The following is a 21,972-nucleotide window of genomic DNA, read 5'->3' on the forward strand; positions in this document are numbered from 1 at the left end:
AATGCCGTTGGCCCCCCCCCTCTTCACTCGCTCGTTGCCGTGACACTCTCCAGCCGATATCCATACCCATAAATGGTCAGCAGTTGCCAGCCCCGCTCCGCCGTCAGCCCAAGTTTGTTGCGCAGGCGGTAGATGTGCGTATCCAGCGGTCGCGAAGAGACCGCCTCTTCATGGGGCCAGAACCGCTCATATAGGTATTCACGTGACAACGGCCGCCCCAGATTACTGAACAGGCAGCGAGCGAGGCGGTATTCGCGCTCGGTCATGACGATGGGTTTAAGGTCGCGGGTGACGGTCAGTTCGGCGTCATCGAAGATCAGGTCATTGAAGCTCAGTACTTCGGTGGCAGCGCTGCGTGGCTGGCTATGCCGACGTAGTACTGCGGCGACTCGGGCTTTCAGTTCATTGGGGCGGAACGGCTTGCTCACATAATCATCAGCGCCGGCGTTCAGCGCCTGAACAATATCGCTCTCACCATCGCGACTGGTCAGCATGATCGCTGCCGGTGGCGCTTCCATGTGCTCGCGGGTCCAGCGCAGCAGGGATAGACCCGTGAGGTCGGGCAGTTGCCAGTCGAGGATCAGCAGGTCAAAGGTTTCCCGGCGTAGCTGCCGCAGCAGATCCTCACCGCGTTCGAAGCTGTGCAGCGACCACGGCTGTTCACCGGCATCGGCCATTTGCTGCAGGGTTTGCTCGACCCGGCGCAGTTCGGCGGGTTCGTCGTCCAGTATCGCAACGCGCATACGCGGTGATTCCTTGATGCTTGGGCTGTTGGGCATGAACCATAGTCGCCGCGCCAACGCTATGAAAGTAAGCGGCCCGTCATGGGACGACGTCCGCTATGATTCTTCGAGTCTACGTCCTCAGACCTGTGACCCATGAATCCATTCGCCGCGCCCTGCCCTTTTTCCCGTGAATCCTCCGTCCATGAATAACGAACGTCGGCGTGAAAGCCGTGAGCCAAGTCAGGTTCAGCGATTATTTCGGCGACTGGTCCGTGAGTGGGTGTGGATAAGTCTAGTGCTGTTGCCGCTCACTGCACTGTTGTCTTATCGCGCGCAGATCAATCTGCACGATGTCTCGCCGGGGTTGAGTGTTGCACTGTCAGTGGTATTAGTCGCCTGCGTGCTCGGGCTGCTGCTGTGGCGACCGCGTCTGGCACTGTGGATAACGCTCGTGGGTATCGCCTGTGTGTTGCTGAGCAGCGCCGGGCTCGCAGAAATCAGACGCTGGTGGTCGCCGACGCCGGCAGCGCTGGGCATGCTATTTGGTTATCTGATCTGGAACTGGCGGCGCCTGAGCGTTGTGTTGACTTATTTTGGCTGGGAGTTGGCACGACTCGATCGTGAGCCAAAGGTGTTTCCCGAACGCCGCCGTACGCAATTCACGGGTGCTGATCGTTTGCAGGGCCAGATCATGGCGCTCGAACAAGCCATGAGCCGCACCCGCGATACCCGACGGTTCATTGCTGATGGACTGGAATATTTGCCGGTGGCAACGCTGATCAGCGACCCGACCGGGAAGATCCTGTTGGGCAATCGCAAGGCGCGAGGCCTCTTCGAACAGCCGTTAGTGGGCGACGACGTGCTCGATAAGTTGGCACAACTCGGTTATCCCGATCTGTCCACAACCCCTCGCCCGCTGATGTCGGCCCTGCCGCTGCTGGAGTTTCGCGATCACAAGGAGCGCAGCTTGCGCCTGGAGCGCGCGGCGCTGTTGCCGGTAGACGGCGATACGCCGATTGGCTGGCTGCTGAGTCTTACCGACCTCAGTGCCGAACGCGCTGCCGAGGAGCAACGCAGCGTGTTGTTGCGCTTTCTGTCCCACGACCTGCGTGCGCCACATTCGGCCATCCTGGCGTTGCTCGATGTTCATCGCCATCAGGCTGAAGCGGATGCGCCACTGTTTGAGCAGATTGAACGGCAAGTGCGCCGCGCGCTCTCGCTGACCGACGGCTTCGTCCTGTTGGCGCGGGCCGAGTCGCAGGCCTATCAGTTCCAGCCGAGCCTGTTTGCGATGCTCGTGCTCGACGTGCTCGATCAGGCACTGCCGATCGCGCAACAGAAAGGTATCGAGTTGCTCCACGACATGGATGAGCAGTCTCAGGAACGCCTGGTTTTAGCGGATCAGGGTCTGCTGACCCGCGCGCTGTTCAACCTGTTGGAGAACGCGATCAAATACAGCGGACCCAATACCACGGTTCGCCTTAATGTCAGTTGCCATGAAGAATGGCTGCGCTGCGAACTGAGCGATCAGGGTAAAGGCATTGCCGCCGAAGAATTGCCCGACCTGTTCATTCAGTACCGACGTTTTTCCTCTGCCCAAGGCATCGATGGCGTGGGCCTCGGCTTGTCGATGGTCAAAGCGGTAGTCGATCACCACGGCGGCAAAATCGAATGCCGCAGCGTGGTCGATCAAGGCACCACGTTCCTGCTTCAGTTACCGCTGATCCTCGAATGATCGCGCACAAAAAAACCGGCTATATCAGCCGGTTTTTTTACTTCCGAAAAAAACTTATGCACCTTTTACGGTGTTTTATGAGCTTGAGAAATATATAAGTAAATCAATCACTTAATTTCAATATTCAAGCGTTTTCAACAAAACCGTACACAGGTTATCCACAAAATCTCAGACAGCGATCTGATCATTTGAGGCCGGTGCTTGCGGGGCCGGTGGCAGCGAACCCATTTCGCGCTGCGTCTTCTCGTTCCAGGCTTGCACCCGGTCGTTCAACTCGGCGATGGCGCGCGGACCTGTGCCTTCGGCATACATCGGCTCACCGATGACCACGGTGATCACCCCGGACTTCTTGCCCCAGCCGATTTTCGGCCAGAACTTGCCGGCATTGTGTGCAATCGGCAGCACCGGGAGCGCCGCATTCACCGCCAAAGCGCTACCACTGCGGGAGAACTTGCCGACAGTGCCGAAAGGAACGCGCGTGCCTTCGGGGAAGATCAGCACCCAGACGTTGTCCTTGAGCAGCTCATCACCCTTCGCCGCGACTTGTTTCAAAGCAGCTTTCGGGTTGTCGCGATCAATTGCAATCGGCCGCAACATGGCCATCGCCCAGCCGAAGAACGGTACATACAGCAGTTCGCGCTTGAGCACCTGGCTCAACGGCGAGAAATAAGCGGAGAGAAAGAACGTCTCCCAGGTGCTCTGGTGGTTCGATTGAATCACGCAGGGCCGGTCAGGCACGTTTTCCGCACCTTTGATTTCGTAGCGGATACCGAGAAACACCTTGGTCAACCACAAGGCACAGCGGCACCAGTACACGTTGATAAAACGATAACGCGCCTTGAACGGCAAAAACGGCGCGATAAAAAAACTCAAGCTGCACCACAGCAGGGAAGTGGTGCCCAGCAGCAGGTAAAAGAGAAAAATCCTGATGGCCCGCAGTATCGACATAGTGACGTTTACCGTTACGGGGCAATGCCCGAGTGTTCAAGCGCACTCCCGATCAATCCCTGGTCAGGAACTTCAGAAGTACTCTAGTTGTGGATAAGTTCTGCGGCAATCGCCGCCAGATCGTCAAAAATCAGAGTGCCAACCGGCAGGGTTTTGCCCTGAGTCTTTGCGCCTTTTCCGGTCTTTACCAAAACTGGCTGTGAATCGACGGCTTTGGCGGCCTCCAGGTCACCAAGGCTGTCGCCGACGAACCAGACATTGGCCAGCTCGGCGTTGTAATGCGCCGCGATGGTTTTCAACATCCCCGGTCTCGGCTTGCGGCAATCGCAGCCTTCGTCCGGCCCATGCGGGCAATACACGATCAGCCCGACTTCACCGCCCTGCTCCGCCACCAGCTCGCGCAGGCGCGCGTGCATGGCGTCGAGGGTGGCGAGGTCGTAATAGCCGCGAGCAATGCCCGACTGGTTGGTGGCCACCGCCACCGTCCAGCCGGCCTTGCTCAACTGCGCAATCGCTTCGATCGAGCCGGGCAATGGAATCCACTCCGCCACTGACTTGATGTAAGCGTCGGAGTCGTAATTGATCACTCCGTCCCGATCGAGAATCAGCAGTTTCAACAGCAATCCCTCAACCCAGCAGCGAAATGTCGGCAACACCGAGGAACAGACCACGCAGACGCGCCAGCAGCGCGTAACGGTTGGCCCGTACATTGGCGTCGTCGGCATTGACCATTACCGCGTCGAAGAACGCATCCACAGGCTCACGCAATGCCGCCAGGCGTGCCAGCGATTCGTTGTACTGACGCGCTGCAGCCATTGGCTGAACCGCTTGATCCGCTTGCTGGATCGCCGAGTACAGCGAGAACTCGTTGGCGTTGTCGAAGTACTTGGCTTGCACCTCGGTCGGCACCGCGCCTTCGAGTTTGCTCAACAGGTTCGATACACGCTTGTTCACCGCCGCCAGCGCTGCCGCTTCCGGCAGTTTGCGGAAGGCTTGCACCGCTTGCACACGCTGGTCGAAATCCAGCGCCGAACCCGGCTTCAGGGCACGGACCGACAGGTAAGTCGCCACTTCAACGCCTTCGTCTTCGTAACGCGCACGCAGACGGTCGAAGATGAATTCCAGCACCGCTTCGTTAAGACCGGCTGCCTTGACCTTGGCACCGAACGCATTCACCGCGAATGCGACGGCGTCGTTCAGGTCCAGATCGAGTTTCTTCTCGATCAGGATACGCAGCACGCCGAGTGCCGCACGGCGCAGGGCATACGGGTCTTTGCTGCCGGTTGGCAGCATGCCGATACCGAAGATGCCGACGAGGGTGTCGAGTTTGTCAGCGATGGCAACGGCCGCACCGGTCAGGGTCGCCGGCAGTTCTGCACCGGCTCCGCGTGGCATGTACTGCTCGTTGAGCGCCAGCGCGACGTCTTCCGGCTCACCGTCATTGAGGGCGTAGTAATAACCGGCGACACCTTGCATCTCCGGGAACTCGCCAACCATTTCAGTGGCCAGGTCGCACTTCGACAGCAGGCCTGCGCGAGCAGCCCAAGAAGCGTTGCCACCGATGCGTGCGGCGATGTACGCGGCCAGTTTGGAAACGCGTTCGGCCTTGTCGTAGACGCTGCCGAGTTTTTCCTGGAACACCACGTTCTTCAGGCGATCGTTGAAAGCTTCGAGCTTCTGCTTCTTGTCTTGCTTGAAGAAGAACTCGGCGTCGGTCAGGCGTGGGCGAACCACTTTCTCGTTACCGGCGATGATCTGCTGCGGGTCTTTGCTTTCGATGTTGGCCACAGTGATGAAACGTGGCAGCAACTTGCCGTCGGCATCCAGCAGGCAGAAGTACTTCTGGTTGTCCTGCATGGTGGTGATCAGTGCTTCCTGCGGCACGTCGAGGAAGCGTTCCTCGAACGAGCACACCAGCGGCACTGGCCATTCAACCAGCGCGGTCACTTCGTCGAGCAGTGCCGGCGGAACGATTGCCGTGCCTTCCTGACGGGTGGCCAGTTCTTCAGTGCGCTTGCTGATGATTTCGCGACGCTCGTTGGCGTCGGCCAGCACGTAAGCGGCACGCAGGTCGGCGAGGTAGCTCGACGGCGAACCGATGCGCACGCTTTGCGGGTGATGGAAACGGTGACCACGGGAATCACGGCCAGCCTTTTGCGCGAGGATGGTGCAGTCGATGACCTGGTCACCGAGCAGCATCACCAGCCATTGGGTCGGACGTACGAACTCTTCCTTGCGCGCACCCCAACGCATGCGTTTCGGGATCGGCAGGTCGTTCAGCGAATCTTCGACGATGGTTGGCAGCAGGCTCGCGGTCGGCTTGCCGGCGATGCTCTGGCTGTAACGCAGTTTCGGGCCGCTCTGATCGATTTCGCTCAGATCGACGCCGCATTTCTTGGCGAAACCCAGTGCTGCTTGAGTTGGGTTGCCGTCAGCGTCGAAGGCCGCCTGACGTGGCGGGCCGTCGAGGTTGATGCTGCGATCCGGTTGCTGGGTGGCCAGCGCGGTAATCAGCACAGCCAGACGACGCGGTGCGGCGTAGACGGTTTTAGTCTCGTAGCTCAGGCCAGCGGCTTGCAGGCCCTTGTCGATACCGGCGAGGAACGCTTCAGCCAAGGTGTTCAGGGCTTTCGGTGGCAGTTCTTCGGTGCCCAGTTCAACCAGAAAATCTTGCGCACTCATTGTGCAGCCTCCAGCTTGGCCAGTACTTCGTCACGCAGGTCCGGGGTCGCCATCGGGAAGCCCAGCTTGGCGCGAGCCAGCAGGTAGGCTTGCGCAACGGAACGCGCCAGGGTGCGTACGCGCAGAATGTATTGCTGACGCGCGGTCACTGAGATCGCCCGGCGCGCATCCAGCAGGTTGAAGGTGTGCGACGCCTTCAGAACCATTTCGTAGCTCGGCAACGGCAGCGGCTGGTCGAGTTCGATCAGACGCTTGGCTTCGCCTTCATAGAAGTCGAACAGTTCGAACAGCTTGTCGACGTTGGCATGTTCGAAGTTGTAGGTGGACTGCTCCACTTCGTTCTGGTGGAACACGTCGCCGTAGGTGACTTTGCCCATCGGGCCGTCAGCCCAGACCAGGTCGTAGACCGAATCCACGCCTTGCAGGTACATGGCCAGACGTTCAAGACCGTAAGTGATCTCGCCGGTCACCGGGTAGCACTCGATGCCGCCCGCCTGCTGGAAGTAAGTGAACTGAGTCACTTCCATACCGTTCAGCCAGACTTCCCAGCCCAGACCCCAGGCGCCGAGGGTCGGCGATTCCCAGTTGTCTTCGACGAAACGAATGTCGTGGACCAGCGGGTCCAGGCCGACATGCTTGAGCGAGCCCAGGTACAGTTCCTGGAAGTTGTCCGGATTCGGCTTCAGGACGACCTGGAACTGATAGTAGTGCTGCAGACGGTTCGGGTTTTCGCCGTAACGGCCGTCAGTCGGACGGCGGCTTGGCTGCACGTAAGCGGCGTTCCAGGTTTCCGGGCCGATGGCGCGAAGGAAGGTCGCGGTGTGGAAAGTGCCGGCGCCTACTTCCATATCGTAGGGCTGAAGTACCACACAACCTTGCTCGGCCCAGTATTGCTGGAGCGCGAGGATCAAGTCTTGGAAGGTACGCACGGCTGGCGTAGGCTGGCTCACGAAATTCACCTGTTTCTTGGGCTGCGATTTAAAGAGCGGGAGTATACCCGATTCATTGCTGCGCACGCCCCCTGGAGCCTTATGCCACGCTGCTTTTGGTGTACCGAAGATTCGTTGTACATGGCTTATCACGACCAGGAGTGGGGCACGCCGCTACGCGATGCGCAGGGTTTGTTCGAGTTGCTTTTGCTCGAAGGGTTCCAGGCCGGGCTGTCCTGGATCACCGTGCTGCGCAAACGCGAGCGTTATCGCGAGGTGTTGTTCGGCTTCGATGTGCAGCGCGTGGCGCAGATGAGCGACGCCGAAATCGACGAATTGATGCTCGATCCGGGGATCATCCGCAACCGCCTCAAACTCAACGCCGCCCGCCGTAATGCCCAGGCCTGGCTGGCGCTGGAGGATCCGGTGGCGTTGCTCTGGTCGTTTGTTAACGACCAACCGATCATCAATCATTTCAAGGATCGCAGCGAAGTCCCGGCGATCACCCCCGAAGCCGTTGCCATGAGCAAAGGCCTGAAAAAGGCCGGGTTCACGTTCGTCGGCCCGACCATTTGCTACGCATTGATGCAGGCCTCGGGCATGGTCATGGATCACACCCAGGACTGCGACCGCTACGCGCAGCTCGTCAACGGCGGTTAGAATGGCCGCCTCGCGCACCGCACAAGATCAGGAGTGACCTGTGGAAAAGTTTAAAGGCGCCTTGCTGGTAGGCGCTCTGCGGCTGTTTGCCTTGCTGCCATGGCGGGCCGTGCAGGCCGTGGGTTCGGCGATCGGCTGGATCATGTGGAAAACCCCCAACCGCTCCCGCGACGTGGTGCGGATCAACCTCGCCAAATGTTTTCCACAGATGGATGCGGCCGAACGTGAGCGTCTGGTCGGCCAAAGTCTGAAAGACATCGGCAAGTCGTTGACCGAAAGCGCCTGCGCGTGGATCTGGCCAGCGCAGCGTTCGATCGATCTGGTGCGCGAAGTCGAAGGCCTCGACGTTCTAAAGGATGCGCTGGCCTCGGGCAAAGGCGTGGTCGGCATCACCAGCCACCTGGGCAATTGGGAAGTGCTCAACCACTTCTACTGCAGCCAGTGCAAACCGATTATTTTCTACCGTCCGCCAAAGCTCAAGGCTGTGGATGAATTGCTGCGCAAACAGCGCGTGCAATTGGGCAACAAGGTCGCTGCTTCCACCAAGGAAGGCATCCTCAGTGTTATCAAGGAAGTGCGCAAAGGTGGTGCAGTGGGCATTCCTGCTGACCCGGAACCGGCCGAATCCGCCGGGATCTTCGTGCCGTTCTTCGCCACTCAAGCGCTGACCAGCAAATTCGTGCCGAACATGCTGGCGGGCGGTAAAGCGGTCGGTGTATTCCTGCATGCGCTGCGCCTGCCCGACGGTTCCGGCTACAAAGTGATCCTCGAAGCCGCGCCAGAAGCCATGTACAGCACCGATACCGCCGAATCCTGCGCCGCGATGAGTAAAGTCGTCGAGCGTTACGTCGCCGCGTACCCGAGCCAGTACATGTGGAGCATGAAGCGCTTCAAGAAGCGTCCGCCGGGCGAAGAGCGCTGGTACTGAGCTGATTGGCATGATCTGTGGATAACCTCACTGGCGAGGTTATCCACAACCGTTCATCAAAGGGCGCAACAAGATGTCCGAACAACGCAAATCCTTCCGCATCAAGATTACCCACGACAGCTTTGGCGAATGCCTCGGGCAGACGCGCAACCTGTCGCCTACCGGGGTGTTTGTGCAGCATCCGGTTTTGGCTTCTTTGCCCAAAGGCGCAGTGGTTTACGGCGAGGTGCAGGGTTTACCCACAGGCGCGCCGCGGGTGCGGATGGAAGTGGTGACGGTGGATGCCGATGGTATCGGTCTTCGCTACCTTTGACTTATAGCGCCTGACGATCAAGCTTCTTCAGAAACACCGTCATTTCCTTCTCGGCCTGTTTGTCGCCATGGGCGCGGGCCGCTTCCAGACCGTGTTCCCACGCATTACGTGCGGCGGCGTGATCGCCTAGCGCGAGTTGCGCCTTGCCTAACAGTTTCCATGCCGCCGAATACTTCGGATCGAAACCAACACATCGCTGGAAGTGCTCGGCGGCCTTGGCGTTTTCACCCAGATCCAGATAACCCTTGCCCAGGCCGAAGCGCAGCAGGGAGTTATCCACACCCTTGGCGAGCATTTTTTCCAGGGAGTCGAGCATCGGTGGATTCCTTTCTTGGGACTGTCAGGTGTTGATGGGGTTTAGTGAGACCGCATTCGCGAGCAGGCTCGCTCCCACAGGGGAAACGTATTCCAAATGTGGGAGCGAGCCTGCTCGCGAAGGCGCCAGTGCCGTCAGCGCAAACCTCAAAAGAAGCTCAACCCCACATGAAACAGCTTCTCCACATCGCGAATATGCTTTTTATCCACAAGGAACAGGATCACATGGTCGCCCGCTTCGATCACCGTGTCGTCGTGGGCGATGATCACTTGTTCATTGCGGATCACCGCACCAATCGTGGTGCCCGGCGGCAGGCCGATCTTCTCGATCGGTTTGCCGATGACCTTGCTCGACTTCGCATCACCGTGGGCAATCGCCTCGATCGCTTCCGCCGCGCCGCGCCGCAATGAGTGCACGCTGACGATATCGCCACGGCGCACGTGGGCCAGCAGGGTGCCGATGGTCGCCAGTTGCGGGCTGATGGCGATATCGATGTCGCCGCCCTGAATCAGGTCGACGTAGGCCGGGTTGTTGATGATCGTCATGACCTTCTTCGCCCCCAGCCGTTTCGCCAGCAGCGACGACATGATGTTGGCTTCGTCATCGTTGGTCAGCGCGAGAAAAATGTCGGCGTCGGCGATGTTCTCTTCCAGCAGCAAATCGCGGTCGGAGGCGCTGCCCTGCAACACCACGGTGCTGTCGAGGGTGTCGGAGAGATAGCGGCAACGCGCCGGACTCATCTCGATGATCTTCACCTGATAACGGCTTTCGATGGCCTCGGCCAGACGCTCGCCAATCTGCCCGCCACCGGCGATGACAATACGTTTATAGGTTTCGTCGAGACGGCGCATTTCGCTCATGACCGCGCGAATATTCTCACGGGCAGCGATGAAGAAGACTTCGTCATCGGCCTCGATCACCGTATCGCCCTGCGGCAGGATCGGTCGGTCTCGGCGGAAAATCGCGGCGACGCGGGTCTCGACATTCGGCATGTGCTCGCGCAACTGGCGCAGTTGCTGGCCCACCAGCGGCCCGCCGTAATAGGCACGCACCGCCACCAGTTGCGCCGCGCCTTCGGCGAAGTCGATCACCTGCAACGCGCCGGGATGCTGGATCAGGCGCTTGATGTAGTTGGTCACCACTTGCTCGGGGCTGATCAGCACGTCGACCGGAATCGCTTCGTTCTGGAACAGTTGCTCCTCGCGATTGAGGTAGGACGCTTCGCGCACCCGGGCGATCTTGGTCGGGGTGTGGAACAACGTATGGGCGACCTGGCAGGCGACCATGTTGGTCTCGTCGCTGTTGGTCACCGCCACCAGCATGTCAGCGTCGTCGGCGCCGGCCTGACGCAGCACCGACGGCAGCGAGCCACGGCCCTGCACGGTGCGGATGTCGAGGCGGTCGCCGAGGTCGCGCAGGCGCTCGCCGTCGGTGTCGACCACCGTGATGTCGTTGGCCTCGCTGGCCAAATGCTCGGCCAGCGAACCGCCGACCTGTCCCGCACCGAGGATGATGATTTTCATCCAGTCACTCCATTGAATCCGTTTAGCCGCGCGCGGCAGCGATCTTGATCAGCTTGGCGTAGTAGAACCCGTCATGCCCGCCCTGCTGGGCCAGCAATTGGCGACCATGGGGCTGTTTGATCCCGGCGGCAGTGGCGAGGTCCAGTTCGCGGGCACCTGGCGTACGCTCAAGGAATGCGGCGATGACTTCGGTGTTCTCGGTCGGCAGCGTCGAGCAGGTGGCGTATAGCAGGATGCCGCCGACTTCGAGGGTTTTCCACATGGCGTCGAGCAGCTCGCCTTGCAGTTGCGCGAGGGCAACGATGTCGTCCGGCTGACGGGTCAGCTTGATGTCCGGATGGCGACGGATCACACCAGTGGCCGAGCATGGCGCGTCGAGCAGAATGCGCTGGAACGGTTTGCCGTCCCACCACTTCTCGATATCGCGACCGTCGGCGGCGATCAATTCGGCGTTTAGACCGAGACGCTCAAGGTTCTCCTTAACGCGCACCAGACGCTTGGCTTCCAGATCCACCGCCACCACACCGGCCAGTGCCGGCTCGGCTTCGAGGATATGGCAAGTTTTGCCACCGGGCGCGCAACAGGCGTCGAGCACACGTTGCCCCGGCGCCAGATCCAGCAGGTCGGCGGCCAGTTGCGCCGCTTCGTCCTGCACGCTGATCCAGCCTTCGGCGAAACCTGGCAGGCTGCGCACATCGGCAGCGGCTTCGAGAATGATGCCGTCGCGACTGTAAACGCACGGCGTTGCAGCAATGCCGGCTTCAGTCAGCAAGCCGAGGTAAGCATCGCGGCTGTGATGACGGCGGTTGACCCGCAGGATCATCGGCGGATGCGCGTTGTTCGCTTCGCAGATGGCTTCCCACTGTTCAGGCCAGAACGCCTTCAGGGATTTTTGCAGCCAGCGCGGGTGAGCAGTGCGCACCACCGGATCACGTTCCAGCTCAGCGAAAATTGTCTCGCTTTCGCGCTGGGCGTTACGCAGCACGGCGTTGAGCAGGCCTTTTGCCCACGGCTTCTTCAGCTTGTCGGCGCAACCCACGGTTTCGCCGATGGCGGCGTGGGCCGGGACGCGGGTGTAGAGCAATTGGTAGAGACCGACCAGCAGCAGCGCTTCGACATCGGCGTCGGCAGCCTTGAACGGTTTCTGCAGCAGTTTCTCCGCCAATGCCGACAGGCGTGGCTGCCAGCGCGCGGTGCCGAAGGCCAGATCCTGAGTAAAACCGCGATCGCGATCCTCGACCTTGTCCAGTTGTGTCGGTAAGGAGCTGTTCAGCGAGGCCTTGCCGCTGAGGACGGCGGCGAGTGCCTTGGCGGCGGCCAGACGCGGGTTCATTGTGCGTCCACCGTTGCGCCTAGCACGGTGCCGACAGCGAACTTCTCGCGACGGCTGTTGAACAGGTCGCTGAAGTTCAGCGCTTTGCCGCCGGGCAATTGCAGGCGGGTCAGGCACAGCGCCTGTTCGCCGCACGCGACAACCAGGCCGTCCTTGCTGGCGCTGAGGATTTCACCCGGCGCGCCGTTGCCTTCGGCAATTATTGCCGCCAGCACTTTCAGCGCTTCACCGTTGAGGCTGCTGTGGGTGATCGGCCATGGATTGAAGGCGCGCACCAGTCGCTCCAGCTCAACCGCCGGACGGCTCCAGTCGATGCGTGCTTCGTCTTTGTTCAATTTGTGCGCGTAGGTGGCGAGCTCATCGTTCTGCACTTCGCCTTCCAGCGTGCCTGCGGCCAGACCGGCGATCGCTTGCACCACGGCCGGTGGGCCCATTTCGGCGAGGCGATCATGCAGGCTGCCACCGGTGTCTTCGCCGGTGATCGGGGTGACGACCTTGAGCAGCATCGGCCCGGTGTCGAGACCGGCTTCCATGCGCATCACGGTCACGCCGCTCTCGGCATCACCGTGTTCGACGGCGCGCTGGATCGGCGCCGCACCGCGCCAGCGTGGCAGCAAGGATGCGTGACTGTTGATGCAGCCCAGACGCGGAATATCCAGCACGACCTGCGGCAGAATCAAACCGTAGGCAACCACCACCAGCAAGTCCGGTTTCAGCGCTGCCAGTTCAGCCTGTGCGTCGGCGTTGCGCAACGTCGGCGGCTGCAACACCTGGATATTATTTTCCAGGGCCAGCTGTTTGACCGGGCTCGGCATCAGTTTTTGCCCGCGACCGGCTGGACGATCCGGTTGGGTGTAAACCGCAACGATCTCGTAAGGGCTGTTCAGCAGGGCCTTGAGGTGTTCGGCGGCGAATTCCGGGGTGCCGGCAAAAACGATGCGCAGTGGCTCAGTCATGAAGGGAGTCTCATAAAAAGAAAAGGCTTGCCGCAGCAAGCCTTTGAAGAGGGGCATCAAGCGTTCTGGCGGTGCTGCTTTTCCAGTTTCTTCTTGATCCGGTCGCGTTTGAGCGTGGACAGGTAATCGACGAACAATTTGCCGTTGAGGTGGTCGCATTCGTGCTGGATGCACACCGCGAGCAGGCCTTCGGCGATCAGCTCATAGGGCTTGCCGTCGCGGTCCAGCGCCTTGATCTTGACCTTTTGCGGGCGGTCGACGTTTTCGTAGAAACCCGGTACCGAGAGGCAACCTTCCTGGTATTGGTCCATTTCGTCGGTCAGCGATTCGAACTCGGGGTTGATGAACACCCGTGGTTCGGTGCGGTCTTCGGAAAGGTCCATCACGACGATACGTTTGTGCACGTTGACCTGGGTCGCGGCAAGGCCGATGCCCGGCGCTTCATACATTGTTTCAAACATGTCATCGACCAACTGACGCACTTCGTCGTCCACTACAGCCACAGGCTTGGCGATAGTGCGCAGACGCGGGTCCGGGAATTCGAGGATGTTTAAAATGGCCATAGGCTTTGATTGCTGCACACGTTGAGTAAAGTCGGGCGATGGCCTGGCAGGTCCGAAGATGCAGGCTACCGTTGTGAAGCGTAGCTTGTGCATTTTGCACAAGCGAGCCACGGGGGCTCTGACGGTTCACGCGAATGCACATGATAAAGGGATTCACTGCATGAGGAAAACACTACTCGCCCTGCTGCTGTTGGCTTCGGCCGGCGCGGTGCAAGGGCAAGTGCAACTCAGGGATGGTTTTCCACAGCAATACACGGTGGTTTCGGGGGACACGCTCTGGGACATTTCCGGCAAATACCTGCGCGAGCCCTGGCAGTGGCCACAACTGTGGCGGGCCAATCCGCAAATCGAAAACCCCAACCTGATCTATCCCGGCGACACGCTGACCCTCAGCTATGTCGACGGCCAACCGCGTCTGACGCTCAATCGTGGCGAGTCACGCGGCACCATCAAGCTTTCGCCGCGGATCCGCACCAGCCCGGTAGCCGAGGCGATTCCGAGCATTCCGCTGAAATCGATCAACAGCTTTCTGCTGAGCAACCGCATCGTCGACAAGGCCGAAGATTTCGACAAGGCACCGTACATCGTCGCCGGCGATGCCGAACGCGTGCTCAGCGGCACCGGTGACCGGATCTTCGCGCGCGGCCATTTCGATCCGGATCAGCCGGTCTACGGCATTTTCCGTCAGGGCAAGGTCTACACCGATCCGCAGACCAAGGAGTTCCTCGGAATCAACGCAGACGACATCGGTGGCGGTGAGATCGTCGCCACCGAAGGCGACGTCGCCACCCTCGCCCTGCAACGCACCACGCAGGAAGTGCGCCTCGGCGACCGCTTGTTCAGCGGCGAAGAGCGCTCGATCAACTCGACCTTCATGCCCAGCGCGCCAACGACCAGCATCAACGGCGTGATCATCGATGTGCCGCGCGGCGTCACCCAAATCGGCGTGATGGACGTGGTTACCCTGAACAAGGGCAGACGCGACGGTTTGGTCGAAGGCAATGTGTTGGAAGTGATGAAAACCGGCGAAACCGTGCGCGACCGCATCACAGGGCAGCCGCTGAAAATTCCCGACGAACGCGCCGGGTTGCTGATGGTGTTCCGCACCTACGACAAACTCAGTTACGGCCTCGTCCTTAACGCTTCACGCTCGCTGGCGGTGCTCGATAAGGTGCGAAATCCGTAAGCAAGCTTCACAAGTTACCAACAGAGTTATCCACAGCTTGTTCCGAATGGTTCGGGGCTTATAACGATCAAGGATGATCCATCATGTTGCCTGTCTGTACGCCGGTTTCCCCGGCGGAACTGGAAGCGCGTCTGCGCCTGCACCGCTTGCCTGACGTCGGCCCGAAACGCTTTGCCAAATTGCTCGAAGCCTTTGGCTCGGCGTCCAAAGCCATCAGCGCGCCGGCCAGCGCCTGGCGTTCGCTGGGGTTACCGGCGGCGTGCGCCGAAGCGCGGCGCTGTCCCGAGGTTCGTGACGGCGCCAGCCATGCAATGCGCTGGCTAGAGCGTCCGGATCAGCATTTGCTGATGTGGGACCAGCCGGATTACCCGGCGTTGCTGGCGCAGATTCCCGACCCGCCACCACTATTGTTTGTTGCCGGTGATCCGTTGATTCTGGAAAAACCGCAACTGGCGATGGTCGGCAGTCGCCGCGCCTCGCGTCCGGGTATGGACACGGCAGCGGCATTTTCCCGAAGCCTTGCCGGGGCCGGTTTTGTCATCACCAGCGGTCTGGCATTGGGCATCGATGCCGCTGCGCATCAAGCCGCGCTGGATGTCGGCGGGCTGACGGTCGGTGTGCTTGGCACGGGACTGGAAAACTTTTATCCACAGCGAAATCGACGCTTGGCGGACGCGATGATTGCATCCGGCAGCGCGGTGCTTTCCGAGTTTCCGCTGGATGCCGGACCGACGGCGAGCAACTTCCCGCGGCGTAACCGCATCATCAGCGGTTTGTCCCTTGGTGTGTTAGTGGTCGAGGCCAGCGTGGCCAGTGGTTCGCTGATCACCGCGCGACTGGCGGCGGAACAGGGACGCGAGGTTTACGCGATTCCTGGTTCGATCCATCACCCCGGTGCGCGCGGTTGCCATCAGTTGATCCGGGATGGCGCGGTACTGGTGGAAACCATTGAACATATCCTCGAAGCCCTGCGCGGTTGGCAGCATTTACCATTATCTACAGACACGGCGAAAGTCGATCACCCATTGCTCGCCTTGCTCCACGCCGCGCCGCACACCAGCGAAGCGCTGGCCGGCAGCAGTGGCTGGGCGTTGCCCAAAGTGTTGGCGGCGCTCACCGAACTGGAAATGGACGGCCGTGCGGTCTGCGAAAACGGCCGCTGGTTGGCCAGGACACGCTAGGTTTTACAAAGAAGATCGGTAAACTGCGCGAAACCTGATTGCGGAGAGTTTTTTCATGGTCAACAGTTGGCGTGTGCAACAAGCCGCACGAGAGATTCGCGCCGGGGCGGTGATTGCCTATCCAACCGAAGCCGTCTGGGGGCTGGGTTGCGACCCGTGGAACGAAGAGGCAGTGGATCGCCTGTTGGCGATCAAGAATCGTTCGGTGGACAAGGGCCTGATTCTGGTCGCCGACAACATTCGCCAGTTCGATTTCCTGTTCGAAGACTTCCCGCAAGAGTGGATCGACCGCATGGCCAGCACCTGGCCGGGGCCGAACACCTGGCTGGTGCCGCATCAGAATCTGTTGCCGGAATGGGTTACCGGGGTGCACGACACCGTGGCGTTGCGGGTCAGTGATCATCCGCAGGTGCGCGATCTGTGTTCGATGGTCGGGCCGCTGATTTCAACGTCGGCCAATCCGCAGGGCCGGCCGGCGGCGCGCACGCGTTTGCGGGTTGAACAATATTTCCGTGGCCAGATTGATCTTGTGCTGGGCGGCAGCCTTGGCGGACGGAAGAACCCTAGTGTCATCCGCGATCTTGCCTCCGGTAGGATCATTCGTCCCGACTGACCCGATTTTTCCCGATTGGCTTGCGAACTCCTCGACTGTATTGGCGAGGAGTTTTTCGCCTGCGTGCGATTTATCCTTGAAGTTGTCGCGATACTTAAACAGTCTGTTGTTTATATGTGTTCTTCGTGTGTCAGATAAATCTATAAGTTAAAATTTTCAGTAACTTTTCCCACGTCATTATCAGAAGTCGCGCAGTGGCGATATTTCTAAAAGCATCCATTATTTCAATGCGCTCAGAAAAACTTCGATAAGTTAACGTCTGCGGAGAAGGAATGGATACTACGAACTTACAGCTCAAGGATTATCTGCAGGGACTTCAAGAGAAATTAATCAAGCAGCACACTGAATATCGTATCGCTACTCTTGATGCGGGATCAGATGCCCGCGAGTTTGAAAGATTCATCGGGCGGCAGTTTCGTCTCCGATTAAAGCATTACATGCTGACGTCCAGAGCCCGGGCACTTGAAGCAAAGCTGGCGATTTCATCGCGCAGTACGCATTTTCTGCTGTACCAGCGCGAGCAACTGACGGCGGTTTTGAGAGTGACCCCTTCGCCGTTCGAATGGGCTTCATTGACACATCAGTACGTCTCGCCGACCGTGGCGCTGGCGCGGCATGTCGAGTTCAGTCGTCTGATCACACATTCGCAACAACACCGGCCCGTGCCGATCAATGCACTGCTTGCCGCCGCCACTGAATGGGCGATCGATCGCGGATACCAAGGCGTTACCGCCTTGTGCAGATCGCCACAACGGCGGCTGTTCCAGCGTTTTGGCCTGACCCCGATCACCTCTGACTCGCTTCATATCGAACATCGCGCTCGCGGCGATTACTGGCTGCTGTCTGCGCAATGGCGGCAAATCCTCACAGCGCTTCAACAACCCTTTCCCATGAACGCCAACTACCCGGAGAGTCGCGATGAATGCATCCATCAGTTTTGAACAACAGTTGATTCTGCTCGATCGTCGAATCGAAAAAACATGGGCCGATATCCTGGACAACTCCCGGCTGGTGAAGGCGATACGCGAGGGCAGTGTTTCCAAGGCTTTATATGCCATCTATATGATCGAAACCTTTCATTACACCGCACACAATGCGCGAAATCAGGGGCTGGTCGGTGTAAGACATGCCGATAACCCTGTTTATGCAAAGTTCTGTTTTGAACATGCTGCGCAAGAAGTCGGTCATGAAAAAATGGCTTTGCATGACGTCATGAGCCTGGGATTGAAAAATCAAATTTTTGATATGCCGCCAGCACTTGCGGAAACTGAAGTACTGATCGCTTACTTGTACTGGATTTCTTTTACCGGTAATCCGTTACAACGGCTGGGATACAGCTACTGGGCGGAAAACGCCTATCACTTCATCACTCCACTGATAAACCAGCTGAGTGAAACATTGGCGCTGAAACCTGCACAACTGACGTTTTTCATCGCTCATTCAGATATCGATGTCGAGCACTTCAACGAAATCAAACTCATCCTGCAGCGTACCTGCAAGTGCCAGACTGACTGGGATGCCATCGCCATGGTGATGGAAACCAGTCTGCGCCTGACCGGCAATATGCTCGAGGGCGTTTATAAGCAATACGAAGCCTGGCAAAGCGGCGATGCGCCCCGCTACGAATTCCTCCATGCCCTGGATAACTCATGACGTCTTCACATGCATTGTCAAAATGGACAGGCGGAGGTCGAGATGGCTGATTACTTCGAGCGGTTGAACTACTCGCTCGGGGATGAAGACACGGCGCTCGAGTACGCCCTTCTTCCTCAGCATGCCAGGCACGTGGTGGGCGTTTCCGGTTGTGGTGGTCGGCTTCTGCCATTGCTGGCCCGCAGTCCGGCCCGCATGACCTGCGTTGATATCAGTGCGCCGCAACTGGCTTTTACCCGCTTGCGTTTCGCCCTGCTGGAGCAGACCGATCACGAGTCATTCATGGACTTCATGGGGTTCCTGTCGGGGGCCTCTGCGAAACGGCGGCAGTCCATTTTTCGCCATCTGGACCTGCCTCCGCCGGATCGCCGCTGGCTGGCGGACTTGTTTCATTCTCGTCACTGGGGGGCACCGGTGTACATGGGGGCTTTTGAGCAGACTTTGCAGCGGCTGGCAAAGATCAACGGACTGTTCACCGGCAAAGCGGGCCGGGCGATTTTCCAGTGCCGCGACCTCGGTGAGCAATCGGCTTATTACCGACGACACTTCCCCCTAAAGCGCTGGAAGGCCGTGATCGCATTGTTGGGTAATGCAGCGGTGCTCAATTCGCTGCTGTACCGGGGCGCATTTCCTCGCAACAACCTGGGGATCCGCTCCCGCGAGGTGTATCTGGGTATTTTCCATACCTTGTTTACCACTCAAGTGGTGCGCGAAAGCTTTTTCCTGCAAATGCTGTTCTTCGGTGAACTGCGATATCCGCAAGGCTTGCCGCTTGAGTGTGATCCGCAGCTATTCCAGCGGGCTCGCAGGGCACTCAAGGGGTGCGAGTTGTCCGTGGTTCAGGGCGACATTTTCGACTGCGTTGCCCCGTGCAGGGATGTCGATTTTGTCTCGCTTTCCGACGTGCCTTCATTCCTGCCCCCGGCGATTGGCACCCGTGTCCTGCAGCGAATTCAGCCAGCCTTGGGCAAACATGCGCTGACGGTCATTCGTGGCCATTTGCATGTGGTCAGGCCCGATTGCAATGGCTTCTGCGACGTTACCGCGCAGTTTCAGGACGCAATCGCACGTGAAAAAACCCAACTCTGGCGAGTACAGGTCTATCGCCAGACCTCACCTGTGCAGGTATCTCGATGAATACACCTCATCCGACCGTCAATTGGGTCAAGAACCGCGTCCGCCAGGCCCGTGACGATCAGCAGCAATTATTCGATGCCGGCCTCAATGGCCTGAAGTTGGTAAAGCGCGAGGGCAAGGTCATCGAGCTGGGCAATGGCGAGCAGTTGACCGAGTTTCTCTCATGTTCCTATCTGGGACTTGAGAGCGATCCCCGTCTGATTCAAGGCGCAGTGCAAGCCGTGGAGTCTTTCGGTGTGCAATTCGCGGCCGCCCGGACCCGAGCACTGCTGCCGCCGATGCGTGAACTTGATGAGCAGTTGAACCGCATATTCCAGGGGCATACGGTGACTTTCAATTCGGTGGGCAGTGCCCATCTCGGTTGTTTGCCGCTATTGGGTTCCGGTGAGTTGCCGTCGTATCCCTTGCGGCGTGGGCCAGGCTGGATCGTTGACCGCGCTGCTCATGCGTCGATGCAAGTGCTGCAAGGCATTCTGTGGCAGTTCGGCCCCGTGCAGCGCTGCGATTGCAGTGATCTTCAGCAAGTCGAAGACGCTTGTTCCACCGTTGTTGCTGCCGGCAATACGCCCATTATTCTGACTGACAGCATTGGCTCGATGCGGGGCCTTTATCCCGTCAATCGACTGCTGCAACTGGCTGAGCGCTTTGAGGGTTATCTGTATGCGGATGACGCTCACGGCACGTCGATTCATGGCCTGACCGGGGGCGGTTATGCGCTTGATGTCGCTGCTGAGCCATTGCGCGATCGTTTGATCCTGCTGTCGTCATTGTCCAAAGCCTTCGGCGCAACCGGCGGTGCAATTACGGTGCTGACGTCGGCCGATGCCGAGATGATTCGGCGCCATGCGTCGACTTATACGTTCGGGGGGCCACTGTCCATGGGCGGTGTCGGTGCGGCAGTCGCCTCGGCCAGTATTCATCTTTCTGCGCAGTTGGGCCGGTTGCAGGCCTCGCTATGGCGAAATGTGGCGGTCATCGATGATCTGTTCGGGCCTGTGCTGGGTAATCACCAGATTGCTTCACCCATACGTTTCGTCCGGGTCGGCGCCGAGCGTGACGCCATCAACCTGGCGTTGCACCTGCGTCGGCAAGCCATCGCGGTCACCACCGCGTTGTTTCCGGTGGTGGCAAAAGGCGAAGCGATCCTGCGGCTGGCCATCAGCGCGAATCACAGCCAGGCCCAGTTGGAACATCTGGCCGGTGCCGTCAGTGACGGGTTCGCTGAACTGGGCATTCGTCAGGGAGAGCCGCAGCATGCGCAGTGATCCGATTCGGCACGCCAGTTCGACGGCGGTTCACGCGGCAGCTACGGAGGCCTTTGCGAGAAAGTTGGCCCATGCGCGATCACTGCCATGGTTCTGCACGTTTTGCCCACAGATTCGGCACGTACAGACCGCAGAGGACCTGCATCGGCTACCGATCCTGAGTGTGGAGGACGAACAGGGTGGATTGCTGTTTACTCAACTCGGTGAGGCGTCACACCGTGCGCCGGGTGGCGGGCTGACCCTGACCTCGGGTGGCAGCACCGGTAATCGCAAGCACATTACCCATTCCTGGGCATTCAACGAAAGCATCGTACCCTTGGGCGCGCGGATGTTCGCTGCGTCCGATGAACATCCCCGTGTCGTCATCAATTGCCTCACGCCCGGTGAAGTGCAGGGGGCCTTTCAATACGCGTCGGCCATCGTCCAGCACATTGGCGCGCGCCTGCTGCCCGCCGGCGCACTGATGGGCGCTCAGCGCATAGCCGGGTTGATTCATTCACAAGCGGCCGATGCACTGATCTGCACCCCCTCTTTTGCGGCGGCGCTGTTCAATCATGCCGATGTCGATAAGGCGCAGTTGAGCAGTCTGAGATGGCTCTACTACATTGGAGAACCTTGCCACCAGCCTCTACGCGAGCAACTGGCCCGGGACTGGCCGGCCTTGAGCATACGGTCATTGGGCTATAGCTCAACGGAGACAGGGCCGATCGGCTTCCAGTGCGCACACCTCGAACATGGTTTCTATCATCTGCATGCGGACGCCATGCTGCTGGAAGTGGTTGATCCCGTCAGCCTGCGAGCGATGGCCGACGGTGAAACCGGCGAGTTTCTGCTGACGCCTTTGCTGCCCGATCACGCGCCGTTGCTGCGATATCGCATTGACGACCGTGGACGAATCCTGGGCAGGCAATCAGATTGTGCCTGTGGCAGTGCTCTGCCAATACTGGAGCTGCAGGGGCGAGTCGAAACCTCGATCAAACTGGGCGGTGCGATCATCACTCAGCGGCAGGTTCTATGTGTCCTCGCAGAGGCGTTGCCCGAACTGCATGCTTCGGATGTGCAGGTGCAAATCGATCGACAGACCGACGGCGCGCACATGTGGCTGCTCATCGCGCAGGAGAGATTGCCGGCCGGTGCAGAACGCGTTATCGAACAGGCTTTGCGCAGCGAGGTGCAAGCGAGCGCATTGCTCGGACTGCCAGGAGTGCTGGGCTTGCAGGTGCGGCGTCTGGCTCGTGGTGACTTTGCAACCACCGTGGCCGGCAAAACACCATTCTTTGTTGAGTTGCGAGGCGCCTCGGGCGAGTCATGAAGACTCGTCCGGGG

Annotated in this window: 22 protein-coding genes; 12 read left to right on the forward strand and 10 right to left on the reverse strand. The window is 59.4% G+C overall.

Annotated elements, in window-relative coordinates; all coding sequences use genetic code 11:
* Window positions 1–23: 23 nt before the first annotated feature.
* Entirely contained in the window at window positions 24–743 is a 720-nt protein-coding gene (locus GTU76_RS03935; RefSeq protein WP_016984075.1) for a response regulator transcription factor, read from the reverse strand.
* 184 nt (window positions 744–927) lie between these two features.
* On the opposite strand from GTU76_RS03935, the gene GTU76_RS03940 reads away from it, so the two are divergent.
* Window positions 928–2,460 (forward strand): sensor histidine kinase, encoded by a 1,533-nt coding sequence (locus GTU76_RS03940; protein ID WP_180698103.1) that lies wholly within the window; start codon window positions 928–930, stop codon window positions 2,458–2,460.
* 168 nt (window positions 2,461–2,628) lie between these two features.
* Here GTU76_RS03940 and GTU76_RS03945 read toward each other — a convergent pair whose 3' ends face one another.
* From GTU76_RS03945 to glyQ, 4 genes are all read right to left on the reverse strand, one after another.
* On the reverse strand, window positions 2,629–3,408 hold the full coding sequence (locus GTU76_RS03945) for a lysophospholipid acyltransferase family protein (RefSeq protein ID WP_180698104.1): 780 nt from the start codon (window positions 3,406–3,408) through the stop codon (window positions 2,629–2,631).
* A gap of 83 nt (window positions 3,409–3,491) precedes the next feature.
* Complete coding sequence (gmhB, locus tag GTU76_RS03950; protein WP_180698105.1) at window positions 3,492–4,031, reverse strand: D-glycero-beta-D-manno-heptose 1,7-bisphosphate 7-phosphatase; 540 nt, start codon at window positions 4,029–4,031, stop codon at window positions 3,492–3,494.
* 4 nt (window positions 4,032–4,035) lie between these two features.
* Window positions 4,036–6,090 (reverse strand): glycine--tRNA ligase subunit beta, encoded by a 2,055-nt coding sequence (gene glyS / locus GTU76_RS03955; protein WP_134176507.1) that lies wholly within the window; start codon window positions 6,088–6,090, stop codon window positions 4,036–4,038.
* On the reverse strand, window positions 6,087–7,040 hold the full coding sequence (gene glyQ, locus GTU76_RS03960; RefSeq protein ID WP_034152298.1) for a glycine--tRNA ligase subunit alpha: 954 nt from the start codon (window positions 7,038–7,040) through the stop codon (window positions 6,087–6,089). The genes glyS and glyQ overlap by 4 nt, the downstream gene beginning before the upstream one ends.
* Before the next feature lie 81 nt (window positions 7,041–7,121).
* Between glyQ and GTU76_RS03965 the strand changes: the two genes are divergently transcribed.
* The 3 genes from GTU76_RS03965 (at window position 7,122) to GTU76_RS03975 (ending at window position 8,920) form a co-directional block, all read left to right on the forward strand.
* A complete protein-coding gene (locus GTU76_RS03965; RefSeq protein ID WP_180698106.1) occupies window positions 7,122–7,679 on the forward strand; it encodes a DNA-3-methyladenine glycosylase I in 558 nt (185 codons plus the stop codon).
* 40 nt (window positions 7,680–7,719) lie between these two features.
* Window positions 7,720–8,607, forward strand: a complete 888-nt coding sequence (locus GTU76_RS03970; RefSeq protein WP_034152198.1) for a lysophospholipid acyltransferase — start codon at window positions 7,720–7,722, stop codon at window positions 8,605–8,607.
* A 73-nt stretch (window positions 8,608–8,680) separates the two neighbouring features.
* The gene (locus GTU76_RS03975) at window positions 8,681–8,920 is read left to right on the forward strand and encodes a PilZ domain-containing protein (protein ID WP_095049573.1); all 240 of its coding nucleotides are present in this window, start codon (window positions 8,681–8,683) and stop codon (window positions 8,918–8,920) included.
* 1 nt (window position 8,921) lies between these two features.
* Here GTU76_RS03975 and GTU76_RS03980 read toward each other — a convergent pair whose 3' ends face one another.
* The 5 genes from GTU76_RS03980 to def all read right to left on the reverse strand — a co-directional run bounded on the left by GTU76_RS03980 (window position 8,922) and on the right by def (window position 13,611).
* Entirely contained in the window at window positions 8,922–9,236 is a 315-nt protein-coding gene (locus tag GTU76_RS03980) for a tetratricopeptide repeat protein (RefSeq protein ID WP_180698107.1), read from the reverse strand.
* Window positions 9,237–9,382: 146 nt separating this feature from the next.
* A complete protein-coding gene (gene trkA / locus GTU76_RS03985) occupies window positions 9,383–10,759 on the reverse strand; it encodes a Trk system potassium transporter TrkA (RefSeq protein WP_007911861.1) in 1,377 nt (458 codons plus the stop codon).
* Window positions 10,760–10,781: 22 nt separating this feature from the next.
* Window positions 10,782–12,092: a 16S rRNA (cytosine(967)-C(5))-methyltransferase RsmB gene (gene rsmB / locus GTU76_RS03990; protein ID WP_016984085.1), complete on the reverse strand. Its 1,311-nt coding sequence runs from the start codon at window positions 12,090–12,092 to the stop codon at window positions 10,782–10,784.
* The gene (fmt, locus tag GTU76_RS03995; RefSeq protein WP_026000524.1) at window positions 12,089–13,048 is read right to left on the reverse strand and encodes a methionyl-tRNA formyltransferase; all 960 of its coding nucleotides are present in this window, start codon (window positions 13,046–13,048) and stop codon (window positions 12,089–12,091) included. Before fmt ends, rsmB begins: the two co-directional genes overlap by 4 nt.
* Before the next feature lie 56 nt (window positions 13,049–13,104).
* The gene (def, locus tag GTU76_RS04000) at window positions 13,105–13,611 is read right to left on the reverse strand and encodes a peptide deformylase (RefSeq protein WP_016984087.1); all 507 of its coding nucleotides are present in this window, start codon (window positions 13,609–13,611) and stop codon (window positions 13,105–13,107) included.
* Window positions 13,612–13,771: 160 nt separating this feature from the next.
* Here def and GTU76_RS04005 point away from each other — a divergent pair, with 160 nt between their 5' ends.
* From GTU76_RS04005 to GTU76_RS04040, 8 genes are all read left to right on the forward strand, one after another.
* Window positions 13,772–14,797, forward strand: coding sequence for a LysM peptidoglycan-binding domain-containing protein (locus tag GTU76_RS04005; protein WP_016984088.1), 1,026 nt, complete (start codon window positions 13,772–13,774; stop codon window positions 14,795–14,797).
* Window positions 14,798–14,877: 80 nt separating this feature from the next.
* Window positions 14,878–15,978 carry a DNA-processing protein DprA gene (gene dprA / locus GTU76_RS04010; RefSeq protein WP_180698140.1) on the forward strand — a complete coding sequence of 367 codons (1,101 nt, stop codon included), beginning with the start codon at window positions 14,878–14,880 and terminating at the stop codon, window positions 15,976–15,978.
* 55 nt (window positions 15,979–16,033) lie between these two features.
* The gene (gene tsaC / locus GTU76_RS04015; protein ID WP_016984090.1) at window positions 16,034–16,591 is read left to right on the forward strand and encodes an L-threonylcarbamoyladenylate synthase type 1 TsaC; all 558 of its coding nucleotides are present in this window, start codon (window positions 16,034–16,036) and stop codon (window positions 16,589–16,591) included.
* A 272-nt stretch (window positions 16,592–16,863) separates the two neighbouring features.
* Window positions 16,864–17,532: a GNAT family N-acetyltransferase gene (locus GTU76_RS04020; protein WP_180698108.1), complete on the forward strand. Its 669-nt coding sequence runs from the start codon at window positions 16,864–16,866 to the stop codon at window positions 17,530–17,532.
* The gene (locus tag GTU76_RS04025; RefSeq protein ID WP_016984092.1) at window positions 17,510–18,244 is read left to right on the forward strand and encodes an iron-containing redox enzyme family protein; all 735 of its coding nucleotides are present in this window, start codon (window positions 17,510–17,512) and stop codon (window positions 18,242–18,244) included. The genes GTU76_RS04020 and GTU76_RS04025 overlap by 23 nt, the downstream gene beginning before the upstream one ends.
* Before the next feature lie 42 nt (window positions 18,245–18,286).
* Window positions 18,287–19,381, forward strand: coding sequence for a DUF3419 family protein (locus tag GTU76_RS04030; protein ID WP_246376003.1), 1,095 nt, complete (start codon window positions 18,287–18,289; stop codon window positions 19,379–19,381).
* The gene (locus GTU76_RS04035; RefSeq protein WP_180698110.1) at window positions 19,378–20,646 is read left to right on the forward strand and encodes an aminotransferase class I/II-fold pyridoxal phosphate-dependent enzyme; all 1,269 of its coding nucleotides are present in this window, start codon (window positions 19,378–19,380) and stop codon (window positions 20,644–20,646) included. The genes GTU76_RS04030 and GTU76_RS04035 overlap by 4 nt, the downstream gene beginning before the upstream one ends.
* On the forward strand, window positions 20,636–21,958 hold the full coding sequence (locus GTU76_RS04040) for a phenylacetate--CoA ligase family protein (RefSeq protein WP_246376004.1): 1,323 nt from the start codon (window positions 20,636–20,638) through the stop codon (window positions 21,956–21,958). The genes GTU76_RS04035 and GTU76_RS04040 overlap by 11 nt, the downstream gene beginning before the upstream one ends.
* The last annotated feature ends 14 nt before the right edge of the window (window positions 21,959–21,972 follow it).

The organism is Pseudomonas crudilactis, from assembly GCF_013433315.1.
Lineage (GTDB): Bacteria > Pseudomonadota > Gammaproteobacteria > Pseudomonadales > Pseudomonadaceae > Aquipseudomonas > Aquipseudomonas crudilactis.